Here is a 15,676-nt window from a genome sequence, read left to right as displayed (position 1 = left end):
GCCCCGCGCGTGGGGGGCCGGGCTCGTGTCGCGATCGGCGGGGTAGGCGGTCCGCCGGATGGCGGAGCGACGATAGGCCATGAGGAGGACGACACGCGCCGCGTCGTCGCCTAGCGTTCCCGGCCTCATCCCCGCCCGTCCGGGTGCGGGCCGGAACGCAAGGGAAGATCTCATGCCATCGCTCTCCAATCCACTCGGTTTCCGCAGATGGGCGGCGGGGGTGTGCCTCATCGTCGCGCCACTCCTCTACATCGCGGGCGCCATCGTCGACCCGGCCCTGCGGCAGGGCGGTGACACCACCGGCGTCTACGGCAGGTATCCGGAGCAGGTCTCGGTCAGCGCCTCGCTCCTGCATTGGAGCTGGGTGCTGATGATCCCGGGAATCATCGGGATGATCCACCTGATCCGGCACAGGGGAGTCGTTTTCGGCCACCTCGCCGGCGGTCTCGCGCTGCTCGGCGTGGTGAACTTCTCCGGACTGATGCTCGGGGATTTCTTCTACTCCCGGCTCGAACGCGCCCTGCCGCCCGCCCAGGGCGAGATGCTCGCCGAGCAGGCGTTCGCCGATCCCGGCGCCACCTTCGGGTTCCAGATCCCGGGCTTCCTCGGGCTGCTCGGCCTGTTCCTGCTCGGCCTGGCCCTGGCCTACGCCGGCCACGGGCCGTGGTGGGCACCCTTCGCGATCATCGCGGGCGTCTTCGGAACCCTGATCTTCCCGATCGGCACGGTCGTTGGCGGCCTGCTCTACCTGGCCGGTTCCGGGGTGATCGGGCTGCGGATGCTGCGGATGAGCGACGCGGAGTGGGCCGGGCGGGAGGCGGCTCAGCCGGTCGCCGCCGGGGCGTCCAGCGGGAACCGGGCGACCACCCGGTAACCGCCGCCCGGGACGGGACCGGTGGACAGTTCGCCACCGTGCATCGCGGTCCGCTCGCGCATCCCGACCAGACCGTGCCCACCCGGGTGCTGCCCGTCCGAGCGCTGCCCGTCCGAGCCGCGCCCGCCCCCGGTGCCGTCGTTGGTGATCTCCACATCCAGCCCGGTCAGGCTGTGGGCGATGACGACGTCGGCACCGGCGGCGGGGGAGTGCTTCAGCACGTTCGTCAGAGCCTCCTGGATCACCCGGTAGGCGGAGAGCGCGAGTCCCGGCGGCAGGGGGCGCGGCTCGCCGGTGATCCGGAGGCGGACGTCCAACCCGGCCTCCCTGACCTGCGTGACCAGCTCGTCCAGCCGCTCCAGGCCCGGCTGGGACGCGCCGGGGTCCGGATCCCCGGTCCCGCGGAGCACGCCCAGCATGAGCTGGAGCTCCTCGACCGCCTCGCGGCCGGCCCGCTCGACCCCGAGCAGCATGTCGCGCTCCAGCTTGTGGTCCTCGCCGAGCCGCATCCGCACCCCGCCGGTGTGCAGGGTCATCACGCTCACGTTGTGCGAGACGATGTCGTGGAGCTCCCTGGCGATCCGGGTCCTTTCCTCCGCCACCGCCAGCCGGGCCCGCTCCTCGCGCTCCATCTCCAGGCGGATGGCGCGTTCCGCCAGCCGCAACGTCCGGTCGATCTGGCGACGCAGCAGGATGCCGCTCCCGTACGCCACGCCCATGAAGACGGCGGTGATCATGACTTCGGCGATGTCGTTGCTCTGGAACACCTGCATCTGCAGGCCGGCGTACGCCGCCAGCACGCACGCCAGCCCCGCGAGCCCGCGGCGGCTCCGCAGTTCCGCGGCGCTGGCCACGGTGTGGACCAGGATGAGCGTCGAGTAGAAGTGCCAGGCGGCGTAGTAGTCGTTGCCCGCCACCGCCCGCACGGCCAGGCCGATCGAGATCAGCGCGAGGAGCAGGGTCGTGGGGAACCTGCGCCGGAGCAGCAGCAGCGTCCCGGTGACGACCACCCCCACCGCCATCGGCACCGGATCGCTGATCTGGCCGGGCTGGGAGCCCTGGCGGCCGAAGGACTCGACGAGGCCGGTGATCCCCACGGCGAGGGAGAGAAGGAGATCCATCCGGGTCGGCCGCCAGTCGCCGAGCAGTCTCCTCAGCACGGCAGGCCCTGCTGCCCGGGTCGCACGACCCCGGCCTCGTAGGCGAACACGACGGCCTGGGTCCGGTCGCGCAGGCCGAGCTTGTGCAGCAGCCGGGCGACGTGGGTCCTGATGGTCGCGTCGCCTATCTGGAACTCCCGCGCGATTTCGAGGTTGGACAGCCCTCGGGCGAGCAGGCGCAGCACCTCCAGCTCACGCGGGGTGAGGGTGGCCAGCTCGGGCGGAGCGACCGGCTCGTGGCGTGCGGCGAACGATGCGATCACCCGCGTGGTGGCCGCCGGGTCGATGAGCGCGTCGCCGGCCGCCACCACCCGTACCGCCTCGATGAGCTGCTCGGGGGGCGAGGTCTTGAGCAGGAAACCGTTGACTCCGGCACGGAGCGAGGCGTGCAGGTTCTCGTCGGTGCCGAAGGTGGTCAGTATGACGATCTTGGGCGGATGCGGGTCCGCGAGCAGCCGCCGGGCGGCGCCCAGACCGTCCAGCCTGGGCATCGCGATGTCCATCAGCAGCACGTCCGGTCGCAGTCGCCGGGTCACGGAGAGGGCTTCCAATCCGTCTGCTGCCTCCCCGACGACCTCGATGTCCGCGGCGGTCTCTGCGACGAACCGCAGCCCGGTGCGGATCATGGCCTGGTCGTCCGCGATGACCAGCCTGATCCGCGCGAGATCGTTTGTCCTACCAGGCATGCACAGCAGGCTACAAGAGGTCGGCCGCGCGTCGGCCACCCTCCCCGTACGAGACGCGGGTGACCGGCCGTCCGTCGTGTGGCGGACCCGGGCTCCGCCGCGTGGCGGACGGCGTGTGCGCGGGATGGGCATTCGAGCCGGCCTGGCAGACGGGACTCACCGGACGTGTCACGCCGGCTCGAACACGACGGAGCCGTGCGGAAGCGTTGTGCGGGTGTCAGCGGCAGGCCGCGTCCCGCGTGGAGTCCGCTTGGAAGTATCTCTGTAGCCGGCGCCGCCCAGGGGGTCCGCCGCTCGGTGAGTCGCCGAGGCCCGGCCGAGGCCGAGGAGTCGGTGCCGCTGCTCGCGGTGATCGCCGATCCGGTGAGGTGACGGCGGTGGTACCGGCCGGACTGAGGTTCATCTCAGGTTTGATCACTGTTCATTTAGGTGTTATCCCACGGTCCTTCTTATGATCAACCGCTATGAAGACTGACGCTGGGAACAATCTCCGCAACCGGCTGCTGGGCGCGACCGTGTCGCTGGGCGTGGGTGCCGGAGTCGTTGCCTGGCTTTCGCCGGAGGGCACGGGCGGGGCCGGTCCGGCGAAGGTCGTGGAAGGCGCCTCGGCCTCCGGGTACCGATCGGTGACCGAGGCGGTGGCGAACGCGCCCTCGTGGGCGAGCACGGCGATGGAGATGGCCACCGACGGCACCCTCGTGCTCCTCGGGCTGATCCTCGTCCTGGTGTGGTGGATCGCCCTGCGCCGAGGGGACGTACGCGGTGTCGCCGGAACCGTCATGATCGGCGTGGGCACCGTCGCCGCCTACGCGATCAGCGAGACGGTGAAGCTGATGGTGATCGAGGAACGCCCCTGCCGGGTGGTACCGGGAGCCGCGGCGGCGATCGCGGAGTGCCCGGAGGTGGGGGACTGGTCGTTTCCCAGCAACCACGCCACCCTGGCCGCCGGACTCGCGGTCGGCCTGGCCCTGCTCCGTCCCCGCCTCGCCGCGGTGACCCTGCCGCTGGCCGCGGTGGCGGCGCTGCTCCGGGTGATGGTGGGGGTCCACTATCCGCACGACGTGCTCGCCGGTGTGATCCTCGCCGCAGGCGTGGTGGTGGCGGTGCTGCTCGCGCTCACGCCGCCGGCGCTGCGGCTGGTGTCGCCGCTGATCGAGCGCCTGGGCCGGAACGACTCCGACCCCGAGGGCCGGTACGGTCGCCGTCCGGCCGCCCCCGCGGGCCGGCACCGAGCCGGCCCTTCCCTCCAGCACGGTCAGCCGGTGGGGAATCTGTCCGCTGAGCCACATCACTTTCGTCCTTTCCGGGCCGACCTGCCGCAGACATCGGACAACGGCCACCACAGCGGACGCTTTTGATCCCGTTTTGATCCCGGACGTTTTGATCCGAGGCCGAAGGAGCCGTTGCGCGACGTTGAACATCCGTTTCCGGGAGGCGCGAAAGGCCGGAACTACGATGGGAACGGTGGTCGCGCGGGGATTCGCCGACCTCTCCCGCGCGGTGGGCGGACTCGAAGAGCCCGTACGGAGTTCGCCCCGAGTCCCGCGGGCGATCACACGGACCGATGGGGAAGGCTCCGATGGACGAGGCCGGGCTGCAGAGGCTCGTGGACCAGGTCGTGCTCGACCTGGGGGGTGCCTTCGGAGCGGCGACGGTCGTGCTCGGAGACCGGCTGGGCCTGTGGAAGGCGATGGTGGGGGCGGGCCCGCTCAGCCCCGGTGACCTGGCCTGGCGCACCGGCACCAACGAGCGGCTCGTCGCCGAATGGCTCGCGGCCCAGGCATGTGTCGGATACGTCCGCTACCAGGACGGTTCTTACACGCTGACCGACGAGCAGGCGACGGTGTTCGCCGACGAGACCAGCCCGGTGTTCATGACCGGGCTCGCCGAACTGATCTCCTCCGTCTACCGCGACGAGGCCGGGATCGCGGAGGCCTACCGGGGTGCCAGGAACCTGGCCTGGTCCGACCACGACCGGGCGCTGTTCAACGGCACCGAGCGGTTCTTCCGCCCTGGATACGCCGCCCACCTGCGAGACAGCTGGATTCCCGCACTCTCGGGCGTCGAGGGGAAACTGACCGCCGGGGCCCTGGTGGCAGACGTCGGCTGCGGGCACGGCGCCTCGACCATCGTGCTGGCGGAGGCGTACCCGAACTCGCGCTTCACCGGCTTCGACGCGCACGTGTCCTCGATCGTGCGGGCCCGCGAGCTGGCACTGCAGGCCGGGGTCACGGACCGGGTGAGTTTCGAGACGGCCTACGCCGACGACTATCCGGGGTCCGGCTACGACCTGGTCTGCCTGTTCGACTGCCTGCACGACATGGGCGACCCCGTTGCCGCGCTACGGCACGTGCACTCCACCCTGGCACCCGACGGCACCGTGCTGCTGGTCGAGCCGTTCGCGCACGGGCGGCTGCCGGACGACCTCAACCCGGTGGGCCGGCTCTTCTTCAACGCCTCGGCCACCATCTGCGTACCCAACGCGCTCGCCCAGGGCGGCACCGAGGCCCTGGGCGCGCAGGCCGGGCGGGAACGACTCTTCGAGGTGGCCCGGCAGGCGGGTTTCACCCGGCCCCGCCAGGCGACCGCCACCCCGTTCAACCTGGTCCTGGAACTGAAACCGTAGCGGCCGTCGGTCTGCGCAGGCCCCCGCGGGTCAGGACACCCGGGACGGGGCGGCGGTCCAGGTGTCGCAGGCGGCGGGGGAGAGCGCGCGGTAGCCGCGTTCGAACCAGCGGACCCGGTTGGCACCGCTGCCGTGGGTGCGGTGGTCGTCCTCGTCACCGCTGGCGCGGAGCGTCTCGGACAGTGCCTTCCAGTCCTGCTCGGTACGCGGCAGCGAGTCCCGTACGCTGCCCAGGAACACCCCCGACAGGCAGTCGGCCTGGAGCTCGTAGCGGCGGCGGAGTTCGAACTGGCGGGGGAGGTCGGCGTGGGCGCGCCTCTCGTAGTGGTCCCTGACGCCGGTGAGGCTCTGCAGGTGGTGGCCGTACTCGTGGGCCGCCACCTTGAAGGGGTACAGATCGGTGCGGTCCTCGATCCAGGCACCGGTGAGCGGGAACACCAGCGTGGCCTGTTTCGTGCAGTAGAAGGCGTCCGCGCCCTGGGGCCAGGGTATTCCGCAGACGCGCCGCGCGGGCTCGGAGTAGAGGCGGACCGCGGGCGTGCGGAACCGCAGCCCGGCCCGAGCGAAGTGGGCGGACCACGAGGTGTTCAGACATTTCATGACCGCGGTGAGATACTCGCCCGGCTGCGGAACGCCTCTGTCGACGAGCGGCGGCTCCGGGCACGAGGTGGCCGCCAGCCTGCCGGACTTCAGCAACGAGGGCTTGGGGGCGGAGGCCTGCGCGACTCCGGCGGGCAGGACGGCAAGACACACGGCGACCAGCGGGACCCAACGTCGGAGAGACCGCCGGGAACCGGCGCGGGGCGGGAGGAAACGCATGATCGGACAGCTTAGAACTCCTGGCGCCGTTGCCGCGCACGCGCACGCGGCTCGCGCCGGCCCGTCGTCCGGGTGGCGATCGGCGGATCAGCGTGTTGAGGCGCCGTCCCATCCTCGCGCCGCCGGGCTCACGTCGTCCGCCGCCTGGCGGGCGTTCCCCGGCGGTACGCCGAAGGTCCGTTTGAACGCGCGGCAGAACGCCGCCTCGGACCGGTAGCCGAAGCGGCGGGCGACCACCGAGAGCGGCTCCGATGTCTGCCGAAGGTGCATGCGGGCCAACTGCATGCGCCAGTGGGCGAGATAGCGCATGGCGGGCTCGCCGACCAGGTCGGTGAAGCGCGCCGAGAAGGCAGAGCGCGACATGCCGACCTCCTGCGCGAGCGAGGCGACGCTCCACTGCCGTTCGGGCGCGCGGTGGATCAACGCGAGCGCCCGCCCCACCTGCTCGTCGCGCAGGGCGGCCAGCCAGCCCTGATTCGCCTCGGGCGCCGAGTCGAGCCAGGAACGGATCGCCTGGATGACGAGGATGTCGGCGAGCCGGGTGATGACGGTCTCCCCGCCCGGTCGCAGGGCGAGAGCCTCGCGGGAGATGAACTGGAGCGTGCTGTTGAGCCAGTTGGCGTCGTCGTCCCAGGCGTCGATGTGCAGCACCTCGGGAAGCTGCGAGACGAGGCGCTGGGCCGCCACATGGTCGAAGCGCACGACACCGTAGGTGGCGTGCGTGCAATCCCCGCCGCCACCGTGGCGCATGATCTCGTAACACTCGCTGACCTGCTCGACCGGTATGTCGAAGAGCGGTTCGGTGTCGGCGTCGGGACCGCTCCGCAGCCGGTGCGGGGTGCCGTGCGGGATCAGGGTGAGGCTGCCCTGCCGGAGCAGGCGTGGCTCGGCTCCGTCGATCTCCAGCCGGCAGTGGCCCGCGGTGACGACCAGCAACGTCATCGACCCGTCGAGCGCCGGTACGTCGACCCCCCACGGCGCGGTGAGTTCGGCACGACAGTAGAGGGTGCCGGTCAGCCGGAGCAGGTGCAGGGTCTCACCCAGCAGGTCGGCGGGAGCCGGGAACGGGCGAGGGACACTCGGCATAGCCGTCATGGTGTCACCGCTCTCGACCAACCGTCCACAAGGCTGGACGAACAGCAAAGAAGGGCGGACTTTTTTCTATTGTTAGTCCATAAGTGCCGCACAAGACTGGACTCACCAGCAACCAAAGGAGCATCCAGAGCATGCGGCGACCCCATACCCTCGTCATCGGCTCGACCGGCAAGACCGGCCGGCGAATCGTGCAACGGCTCGCCGAGCGCGGCCACCCGGTCAGGGGCGGCTCGCACCACCTCGACCCGCCCTTCGACTGGGAACGGCCCGACACCTGGCCCCAGGCGCTGCGCGGCGCCGAATCCGTCTACATCTCCTACTTCCCCGACCTCGCGGCGCCCGGCGCCCCGGCCGCGATCGAGGAGCTGACCGCGTGCGCGGCCGACGCGGGCGTCCAGCGGCTGGTACTGCTCTCCGGCCGGGGCGAGCCCAACGCGCAGCGCTGCGAGCGGATCGTCAGCGAGTCCGGCCTGAGCCACACGCTCATCCGGACGAGCTGGTTCTCGCAGAACTTCAGCGAAGGCCACCTGCGGGATTCGGTGCTCGGCGGTGTGATCGCGCTGCCGGCCGGCGAGGTCGCGGAACCGTTCGTCGACGTCGACGACATCGCCGACGTCGCGGTCGCCGCCCTCACCGACGACCGTCACTCCGGCCGGCTCTACGAGCTCACCGGGCCGCGCCTGCTGACCTTCCACGAGGCCGCGGCCGAGATCGCGAAGGCCGCGGACCGGCAGGTCGAGTACGTCGCCGTCTCCCCGGAGGTGTTTCACGCCGCCCTGGAGCAGAGCGTCGGGCTCGGCTATGCCGACCTGCTCACGGACCTGTGCAAAGAGGTGTTCGACGGACGCAACGCCTCGCCGGCCCACGGCGTGCGCGAGGCACTCGGCCGCGAGCCCCGCGACTTCACCGACTTCTGCCGTACGGCCGCCGCCTCCGGGGTGTGGAGATGACGAGCCTGCCGTACCTGCCGGAGGGAGCGGTGAAGATGCGAAACGCGAGACCGCTGAGACTCGTCCTGCTCGTGTCCGGTGTGGTGGCGATCGGGATCGGCGCGGCGACACTGTTCGCGCCCGCGGCCTTCCACGGCACCAACGGCATCGAACTCGGGAGCGACGCCGGCCTGCTCAGCGAGACCCGGGCCGCGGGCGGCGCACTGCTGGCGGCCGGTGTGCTGATCATGCTCGGCGCGTTCGTCGCACGGCTGGCCTTCACCGCCACGGTCGTCGGTGCCGCGACCTACCTCGCTTACGGTCTGTCCCGCCTGCTGAGCATCGCGCTGGACGGGATACCGGCGAGCGGGCTGGTGCTCGCGGCCGCGCTGGAGATGGTCATCGGGCTGGCCTGCGTCTTCGTCCTCGTGCGGTATCGCCACCATGGCGGGCGAGAGACCTCGGCCTGAGCGATCAGTGGCGGGACAGGGTGCGGGTGATGCCGGTGGCGATGGTGGTGACCAGCACCCAGCCCGCGATCACCAGCCCGTAGGCGACCCACTGGCCGGCGCCGACGGGCTGGTACGCCTTCTCCTGCCCGAAGTCGATCACCGGGAGCAGCAGATCCAGCGCGTAGAACAGCGCGTTGAAAACGGGACCCTTGCCGGGTTCGGCGCGGGGCGGGTTGTGCACGGCGAACACGACGGCGCCGGTGACGAGCAGGGCCAGAAACCACAGGGCGGCACGGACCGGACGGTAGCCGTACCCGACCGTGACGTCCTGCAGCCATCCCCAGACCCGCGCGTACCGCGGGAGCGCGGCGCGCTGCCGCCGCTGCTTGACCAGCAGCACGGTACGGGCGTCGACGTCCTGACCCAGTCGCCGGTAGACGGCGGCGAGCTGCTCGTACGGCTGCGGCACGTATCCGTCGGGGTCGTCCCGCAGCCAGGCCAGGCGCCGGGCGGCGGGCAGCGTCGGATCCAGGGCCTCGTAGGTGAGACCGTCCTGGCGGCGCGGTGACCAGGTGGCGGGGTCGTCGCGGATGACCCCGATCTGGGCGTGCCGCAGGTCGACGGTGCCCTCGGGCGCCCGCTTGGGGCGCAGATACAGCTCGCGGGCCTGCAACTGCCAGGCTGCCAGGGCCCGGCCGCCCGGTGCGGACAGGGTCGCGTCGTTGAGATACAGATGCCGACCGATTCGGGCCCCGATCAAGGTGAGCTCCCCTTCGGCGACGAAGCCGCGCCCGCACTCCAGGCCGGCGCCGACGCTCGCCCCGGCGAGATCGAGCGCCTGGCCACCGGGGTTGCTCAGCCGGGCACCGCTGAAGTCGGCGAACGTCCCGATGCGCGCGTCGGCGAGACGGACCGCGCCGTCGGCCCGGAACCCCTTGGTGCACGACAGCCCGCCGCCGACACTCACCCCGTCGGCATCGAGCACGACCTCGCCGGGCGCGGACAGGCTCGTGCCGGTCAGGTTCAGCGCCCCCGAGACGCGCGCCTGGGAGAGATCCACCCGCCCCTCGGCGCTGAGCTCGTCCGCGTCGAAGCTCCCCTCGACCTGCAGCTCCGCGGCCTGGAGCGCGTCACCGCCGGGACAGGTCAGGTGGGCGCCGCTCAGGCTGAGCTCCCGGTCGATCCGCGAGTTGGCCAGCCGTACGGTGCCCGTCGCGGTGAACCCGATGGCCAGGTAGAGCCCGCCCTCGGCGGTGATCCTGGAACCGAGGAAGGCCATCCGGCCGGGGCGGTCGATCGTGGTCCCGGTGAAGGCGAACGGTCCGGCCACCCGGGCGTTGCGCAGGCTGATCATCCCGGTGACCGCCATCCACCGGCAGAAGACGTTCCCGTCGGCGATCAGCCCGTCCATGTCCAGCGCGTTCCGGCCGGAGGCCGTCAGGCGGGCATGATCCAGAATCACGGTGCCGCTCACCTTGACGTTGGCGAAGCCGACCTGACCCGTGGCGCCGAGCCCGATCGCGGAGATGCCCCGCCCCGCCTGGAGCCGGTCGCAGTCGATGTCCAGGCTCCGCGCGTGGCTCAGCGTGAGGCTCCCGGCAAGCTGGGTCCCGCGCAGTTCCACCGGGCCGGTGAACACGCACCTCTCCAGCCGCAGATGCCCGTCGATCTGCGCGTTGGAGGCGAACAGGCCCGGCAGGTGGGAGCCGTTGAAGCTCAGCTGCGGGCACCGTGCCCAGTACAGGCTGGGTTCCTCCTCGAAGAAGCAGGACAGGAACCGCGCGGAGTGACGGAGGGTGGAGTAGGCCAGATTCACCCGCTCGGTGATCCGGGCACCCTTGATCCGGAGCGCCGGGATCCGATGCGACCGAGGGGGCTCCTCGCTCATCAGCAGGACGGCGATCACCCTGGCCCGGACCGTCCGCCCCTCGTCCCAGGCCGCCCCTGCCGCCGGGTCGTCCTCCTCCGGCTTCCCGGTGGTGAAGTCGACCTCCTCCCCAAGTGGAAACGCCTCCCATATCCGGCGCTCAGCGTCGGACAAGTCCTCAACCCGCACATCGCCCCCCTTTGCCCAAACACTGCCATCTTTTGATCGTTTGCGTCCAGAGGAGGGTTGTCCCGTGGCGGCTTCGGTGGTTGTCAGGCGGCCGGGCGGTGGTCCAGGACGATGGCGCCGGAGCTGAAGGCCGTGCTGCCGGCCGGTTTCCGATCCCGGAGACTCGCCCCACCGCCGGGCACCGGCGATGGGGCGAGCGACCCGGTGTCAGTCCTGCGGCACGCGGAGAGCCATGGCGGCGGTGACCATGTTGCGCAGGGAGGCACTGGTCTCGGGGTAGCCGCGGGTCTTCAGGCCGCAGTCGGGGTTGACCCACAGGCGGGCCGGGTCGACGGCCTGAAGGGCGCGCCGCAGGTTCTGCTCGATCTCCTCGGAGGACGGGACGCGGGGCGAGTGGATGTCGTAGACGCCTGGGCCGATGCCGCTCTGGTAGCCGGCGTCGCGCAGGTCGGCGACGAGTTCCATGTCGGAGCGGGCGGCCTCGACGCTGGTGACGTCGGCGTCGAGGTCGCCGATCGCACCGATGATCTCCCCGAACTCGGAGTAGCACATGTGGGTGTGGATCTGGGTGGAGTCGGCGACTCCGCAGGTGGCCAGCCGGAACGCGCCGACGGCCCAGGCCAGATAGGCGGCGTGCTCGTCCCCGCGGAGCGGCAGGAGCTCGCGCAGGGCGGGCTCGTCGACCTGGATGATGCGGATTCCTGCGGCCTCCAGATCGTGGATCTCGTCGCGGAGGGCGAGGGCGACCTGGCGGGCGGTGTCGGCCAGGGGCTGGTCGTCGCGGACGAACGACCAGGCGAGCATGGTGACCGGGCCGGTGAGCATGCCCTTGACGGGCTTGTCGGTGAGGGACTGCGCGTAGGTGGCCCAGCCGATCGTCATCGGCTCCGGCCGGAAGACATCGCTGTGCAGGATCGGCGGACGGACGCAGCGCGACCCGTAGGACTGGACCCAGCCGTGATCGGTGGCGGCATATCCGTCGAGCCGTTCGGCGAAGTACTGCACCATGTCGTTGCGTTCGGGCTCGCCGTGGACGAGGACGTCCAGGCCGAGTTCCTCCTGCAGGGCGATCACCCGCTCGACCTCCTCCCTCATGGCCTGCTGGTAGGCCGCGTGGGTGAGCTGCCCGGCCTTGTGGGCGGCGCGGGCCTTGCGGATCTCGGGGGTCTGCGGGAACGAGCCGATGGTCGTGGTCGCCAGATCCGGCAGGCGTAGCGCGGCCCGTTGGGCGGCGAACCTCGCGGCCCGGTCGCCACGGCGGACGCCGTCACCGAGCATGTCGAGACGGGCCCGGACCCGGTGGTCGACCGTGGCAGCCTCGGTCTCGGCGGCGGGGAGCGGGCCGGGGGCGTCGGAACGCGAGGCCCGGCCGAGGGCGACGACTTCGGCGACCTTCTGCCGGGCGAAGGCCAGACGACCCCGGACGGCCGGGGCCAGCGCGGTCTCGGCGTCCAGGTCGAGCGGGACGTGTAGCAGCGAGCAGGAGGTGCTCACCTCGACCTGGTCGGCCAGGCCGAGCAGGACCGCGCAGGTCGCCTTCGCCCGCTGAACGTCGGTACGCCACACGTTGCGGCCGTCCACCACCCCGGCGACGACGGTCTTGCGGGGTAGTCCGCCGACGGAGGCGAGCACGCCGAGGTTTCCCGGCCCGGCGACGAAGTCCAGACCGACCGCCTCGACACGGGTTGCGGCCAGCATGCGCAGCGCGTCCGCGGCGACCGTACCGAAGTAGGTCGCCACCAGGATCCGGGGCCTGTTGGGCAGCTCGCCGAGGTGTTCGTAGACGCGGGCGAGCGCGGCGATCTCCTCGGCGTTCCGGTCGGCGACCAGGGCGGGCTCGTCGAGCTGTACCCACCGTGCGCCCGCCCCGGCGAGCCGTTCCAGCAGGTCGGCGTAGACCTCGACGAGCTCGTCGAGCAGGTCGAGAGGCCGGAATCCGGCGGGCGCGCCGGGCGAGGCCTTGGCGAGCAGCAGATAGGTGAGGGGACCAACCAGCACCGGGCGGGTCTCCACTCCCAGGGCCCTGGCCTCCGCGTATTCGGCCAGCGGCTTGGACCGTGCCCCGTCGGCCAGCCGGAACCGGGTGTCCGGCCCCACCTCGGGCACGATGTAGTGATAGTTGGTGTCGAACCACTTGGTCATCTCCAGCGCCGGGACGTCCTGGACGCCGCGGGCCATGGCGAAGTACCGGTCCAGGCCGGTCAGGTGCCGGTAACGGCCGGGCACCGCGTCGACCATGACGCTGGTGTCGAGTACCTGGTCGTAGAGGGAGAACGTGTTCGACGGGATCGTGTCGAGGCCCGCGTCGCGCAGGCCCGTCCAGACCTCCTGGCGCAGGACCTCGGCCGTCTTCGCCAGGGCGGTGGCGTCGGAGCGCCCGGCCCAGTAGTCCTCGGTGGCGAATTTCAGTTCCCGGTGTGTCCCGATACGGGGGTATCCGAGGATCGTCGTTTGCATGGCAGCTTCCCTCGCTGAGCCACGGGCGGCCGGGCAGGAGGGAAGGAGCGCGCGGCGCGCGTCCCTGGCCCTCCCACGAGGCCGCGGACCACCGCGCGCCGAACGGCGCACGGGCGGAGGCAGGTCTTCGGACTCGCGGGCGCCACACCTGGGACAGGCATGTCCTACTGGCCGTCGCTTCCCAGGCCCAAAGGCCCAGTGCGTGGTGACGGCGGTCGTTCCCACTCACCGCTGCGGGGCAGTCCCGGATTCCCACCGGGTTCCCTCTTACGACATCCAGATCCCAGGGACCTGGATGAACCATCCGCGCCCAGGAGTCTAACCGGGCGGGCGGCATTTATCCCGTTGAGTTCTCGGAGACGATCTGTAGGTTGTCAGCATGTCTTCGTCGCTTCGCCTGGAGAAGGTCACCGCGGACAACGTCGAGGCCGCGTGCCGGCTGCAGGTGCGACCCGACCAGGAGGAGTTCGTGGACCCGGTCGCGTGGTCACTCGCCGAGGCGTACGCGCAGCCTGAGATCGCCTGGCCTCGACTGATCTTCGACGGCGAGCAGCTGGTGGGCTTCGTCATGGGCTTCTTCATGGTCCGTTTCAACCCGGACGACCCGGATGACACGCCCCGCTGTGGAATCTGGCGGCTGAACATCGCCGCCGATCAGCAGGGTCGGGGATATGGCCGCTTCGCGGTGGAGTCCGTGTGCGCGGAGGTCCGCAGACGTGGGCAGACCCGCGCGACGGTTACCTGGGCTCCGGGAGAGCACGGGCCCGAGCGCTTCTACCTCCGGCTCGGCTTTCGCCCGACCGGCGAGAAGAGCGGCGATCAGGTCGTCGGCGAGCTGGCCCTGACCGGGCACCGAGATGCATTCCAGATGGGTCCGGCCGAGGTCCGTCGCCTGACGACCGAGGACTGGAAGACGTTCCGTGATGTCCGGCTCGCGGCACTGGCGGACGCACCGGAGGCCTTCTCCTCCTCGCTCGGGCGGGAACAGGCGTACGACGAGGCACGGTGGCGTGCCGGGATGCTGCCGGAGCGCGGAGTGAAGGCGGTCGCGGTCGTTGAGGGCCGGGTGGCCGGGGTCGCCGGCGGCTGGGTGCCCGAAGACCGGGGTGGGGCGGTCGAGGTGTACGGAATGTGGGTCGATCCGGCCGCGCGAGGCGCCGGGGTCGGTGCCCTGCTCGTTGAGGAAGTCGTCGCGTGGGCCGCCGAGCGCGGACATCGGAAGATCCAGCTGTGGGTCGTGGACGGCAACGACGGGGCGGCCCGGCTGTACCGGCGCCTGGGTTTCGAGGCCACCGGTGAGTCCGAGCCGCACACCAACGACCCCGGCGTCCACGAACGGCTCATGGTCCGCGTGCTCGACGCCCGGCCCCGGGGCCCTCACGGCACCTGAGGGTTCGTTAGGGCTGGGAGGCTTCGCCGGCGAGCTCAGGCGACCGGTGTGTTGGAGAGGCAGGCACGGCAGCCTTTGTGTCAGTGGTTCGCCACCCCTCACCCGGCGCCGAGCGTCCTTTCGAAGACGGTGTAGGCGTCCGGGGTGAACAGTACGAACCGCAGATCCGTGACCTGTGTCGGTGCGCTGCGTACGGTGCCGAGCGCGATGCGGGCGGCGTCGTCGATGGGCCAGCGGTAGATCCCGGTGGATATCGCGGGGAAGGCGACGCTGGTCGCACCCAGCTCGTCGGCGACCCGGAGGGATTCGCGGTAGCAGGAGGCCAGTAGGTGCGAGCGGTCCTCGGTGGGAGAAAAGACGGGGCCGACGGTGTGGATGACCCAGCGGGCCGGCAGGTCGCCCGCGACGGTGGCCACGGCCTGGCCGGTCGGCAGCCCCTTGCCGTAGTGCGAGGCGCGCAGCTCGCGGCAGGCGGCCAGGATCGCGGGGCCGCCGCGCCGGTGGATGGCCCCGTCGACCCCGCCGCCTCCCAGCAGCGAGGAGTTGGCGGCGTTGACGACGGCGTCGACCTGCTGCGCGGTGATGTCCCCCTGGACCAGCGTTACCTGCATGAGGTCGAGTCTGCCAGCGGAACCTCGATTTCCGGCGCCGATTCCACCGGCTTGACGCGGGTCCTCGCGCACCCGCTGAACCTCAGCCAGGAAGATCGCGAGGTTTCACCGGAGCGCCGGAGCGCTCGGCCACGTCGATCGCGGCGGCGGCCAGGGCCAGCACGGGGAAGATCGCATGTGACGGTACCCGGTAGACCCCCCGCTCGGGCTGCTCGACCAGCCCGGCCGAGGCCAGCGTCTTGAGGTGGTGGTACAGCTGGCCGGGGGAGGCGAGGGCCAGCTCGGCCTGCAGGTCGGCGACCGGCTTGGGCCCGACGACCAGCAACTGCAGGATCTCGAAGCGCGCCGGATGCCCGGCGGCGGCCAGCACCGCGGCCAACGGCCCGGTCGGCTGCTGAAGCAACCAGCCGGGGCTGCGGGCCACCTCCCACAGCCACTGGTAGCCGCCGAGCCTGGCCTGGCCGCCGTAGGTGATCAGGCCGGTGTCGTCGCCGTCCGCCGGTGGCTTGGGAACGGTGAGC

Annotated in this window: 14 protein-coding genes and 1 riboswitch; of the genes, 6 read left to right on the top strand and 8 right to left on the bottom strand. The window is 71.3% G+C overall.

Annotated elements, in window-relative coordinates:
- Positions 1-172 precede the first annotated feature (172 nt).
- Complete coding sequence (locus ACWD3H_RS26090) at positions 173-874, top strand: hypothetical protein (RefSeq protein WP_451956857.1); 702 nt, start codon at positions 173-175, stop codon at positions 872-874.
- Here ACWD3H_RS26090 and ACWD3H_RS26085 read toward each other — a convergent pair.
- Positions 823-2,034 (bottom strand): sensor histidine kinase, encoded by a 1,212-nt coding sequence (locus tag ACWD3H_RS26085; protein WP_451956856.1) that lies wholly within the window; start codon positions 2,032-2,034, stop codon positions 823-825. The two genes, ACWD3H_RS26090 and ACWD3H_RS26085, sit on opposite strands and share 52 nt — an antisense overlap.
- Positions 2,028-2,720: a response regulator transcription factor gene (locus ACWD3H_RS26080; protein WP_355555259.1), complete on the bottom strand. Its 693-nt coding sequence runs from the start codon at positions 2,718-2,720 to the stop codon at positions 2,028-2,030. The genes ACWD3H_RS26085 and ACWD3H_RS26080 overlap by 7 nt, the downstream gene beginning before the upstream one ends.
- Positions 2,721-3,184: 464 nt before the next feature.
- Here ACWD3H_RS26080 and ACWD3H_RS26075 point away from each other — a divergent pair, with 464 nt between their 5' ends.
- Both ACWD3H_RS26075 and ACWD3H_RS26070 read left to right on the top strand, forming a co-directional pair.
- A complete protein-coding gene (locus ACWD3H_RS26075) occupies positions 3,185-4,078 on the top strand; it encodes a phosphatase PAP2 family protein (RefSeq protein WP_451956855.1) in 894 nt (297 codons plus the stop codon).
- Between the two features lie 206 nt (positions 4,079-4,284).
- Positions 4,285-5,346, top strand: coding sequence for a class I SAM-dependent methyltransferase (locus ACWD3H_RS26070; protein WP_451956854.1), 1,062 nt, complete (start codon positions 4,285-4,287; stop codon positions 5,344-5,346).
- 30 nt (positions 5,347-5,376) lie between these two features.
- Here the strand turns inward: ACWD3H_RS26070 and ACWD3H_RS26065 are convergent, their stop codons facing one another.
- Together ACWD3H_RS26065 and ACWD3H_RS26060 are read right to left on the bottom strand one after the other, a co-directional pair.
- Entirely contained in the window at positions 5,377-6,099 is a 723-nt protein-coding gene (locus ACWD3H_RS26065) for a neutral zinc metallopeptidase (RefSeq protein WP_451956853.1), read from the bottom strand.
- 153 nt (positions 6,100-6,252) lie between these two features.
- Entirely contained in the window at positions 6,253-7,251 is a 999-nt protein-coding gene (locus ACWD3H_RS26060) for an AraC family transcriptional regulator (RefSeq protein ID WP_451956852.1), read from the bottom strand.
- Between the two features lie 140 nt (positions 7,252-7,391).
- Between ACWD3H_RS26060 and ACWD3H_RS26055 the strand changes: the two genes are divergently transcribed.
- Positions 7,392-8,210, top strand: coding sequence for an NmrA family NAD(P)-binding protein (locus tag ACWD3H_RS26055; RefSeq protein WP_451956851.1), 819 nt, complete (start codon positions 7,392-7,394; stop codon positions 8,208-8,210).
- Positions 8,207-8,659, top strand: a complete 453-nt coding sequence (locus ACWD3H_RS26050) for a DUF4345 domain-containing protein (RefSeq protein WP_451956850.1) — start codon at positions 8,207-8,209, stop codon at positions 8,657-8,659. The genes ACWD3H_RS26055 and ACWD3H_RS26050 overlap by 4 nt, the downstream gene beginning before the upstream one ends.
- A gap of 4 nt (positions 8,660-8,663) precedes the next feature.
- On the opposite strand, the gene ACWD3H_RS26045 is transcribed toward ACWD3H_RS26050, so the two are convergent.
- A complete protein-coding gene (locus ACWD3H_RS26045; protein WP_451956849.1) occupies positions 8,664-10,697 on the bottom strand; it encodes a hypothetical protein in 2,034 nt (677 codons plus the stop codon).
- A 207-nt stretch (positions 10,698-10,904) separates the two neighbouring features.
- Entirely contained in the window at positions 10,905-13,154 is a 2,250-nt protein-coding gene (gene metE / locus ACWD3H_RS26040; RefSeq protein WP_451956848.1) for a 5-methyltetrahydropteroyltriglutamate--homocysteine S-methyltransferase, read from the bottom strand.
- Positions 13,155-13,256: 102 nt separating this feature from the next.
- Positions 13,257-13,474, bottom strand: a riboswitch (cobalamin riboswitch).
- Between the two features lie 59 nt (positions 13,475-13,533).
- On the opposite strand from metE, the gene ACWD3H_RS26035 reads away from it, so the two are divergent.
- Entirely contained in the window at positions 13,534-14,544 is a 1,011-nt protein-coding gene (locus tag ACWD3H_RS26035) for a GNAT family N-acetyltransferase (RefSeq protein WP_451956847.1), read from the top strand.
- Between the two features lie 98 nt (positions 14,545-14,642).
- Here ACWD3H_RS26035 and ACWD3H_RS26030 read toward each other — a convergent pair whose 3' ends face one another.
- A complete protein-coding gene (locus ACWD3H_RS26030) occupies positions 14,643-15,155 on the bottom strand; it encodes an O-acetyl-ADP-ribose deacetylase (RefSeq protein ID WP_451956846.1) in 513 nt (170 codons plus the stop codon).
- An 82-nt stretch (positions 15,156-15,237) separates the two neighbouring features.
- Positions 15,238-15,579 (bottom strand): ArsR/SmtB family transcription factor, encoded by a 342-nt coding sequence (locus ACWD3H_RS26025; RefSeq protein WP_451956845.1) that lies wholly within the window; start codon positions 15,577-15,579, stop codon positions 15,238-15,240.
- Positions 15,580-15,676: the final 97 nt, after the last annotated feature.

This window comes from Streptosporangium sp. NPDC002607, from assembly GCF_053592655.1.
This window is presented reverse-complemented; position numbering and strand designations above follow the sequence as displayed.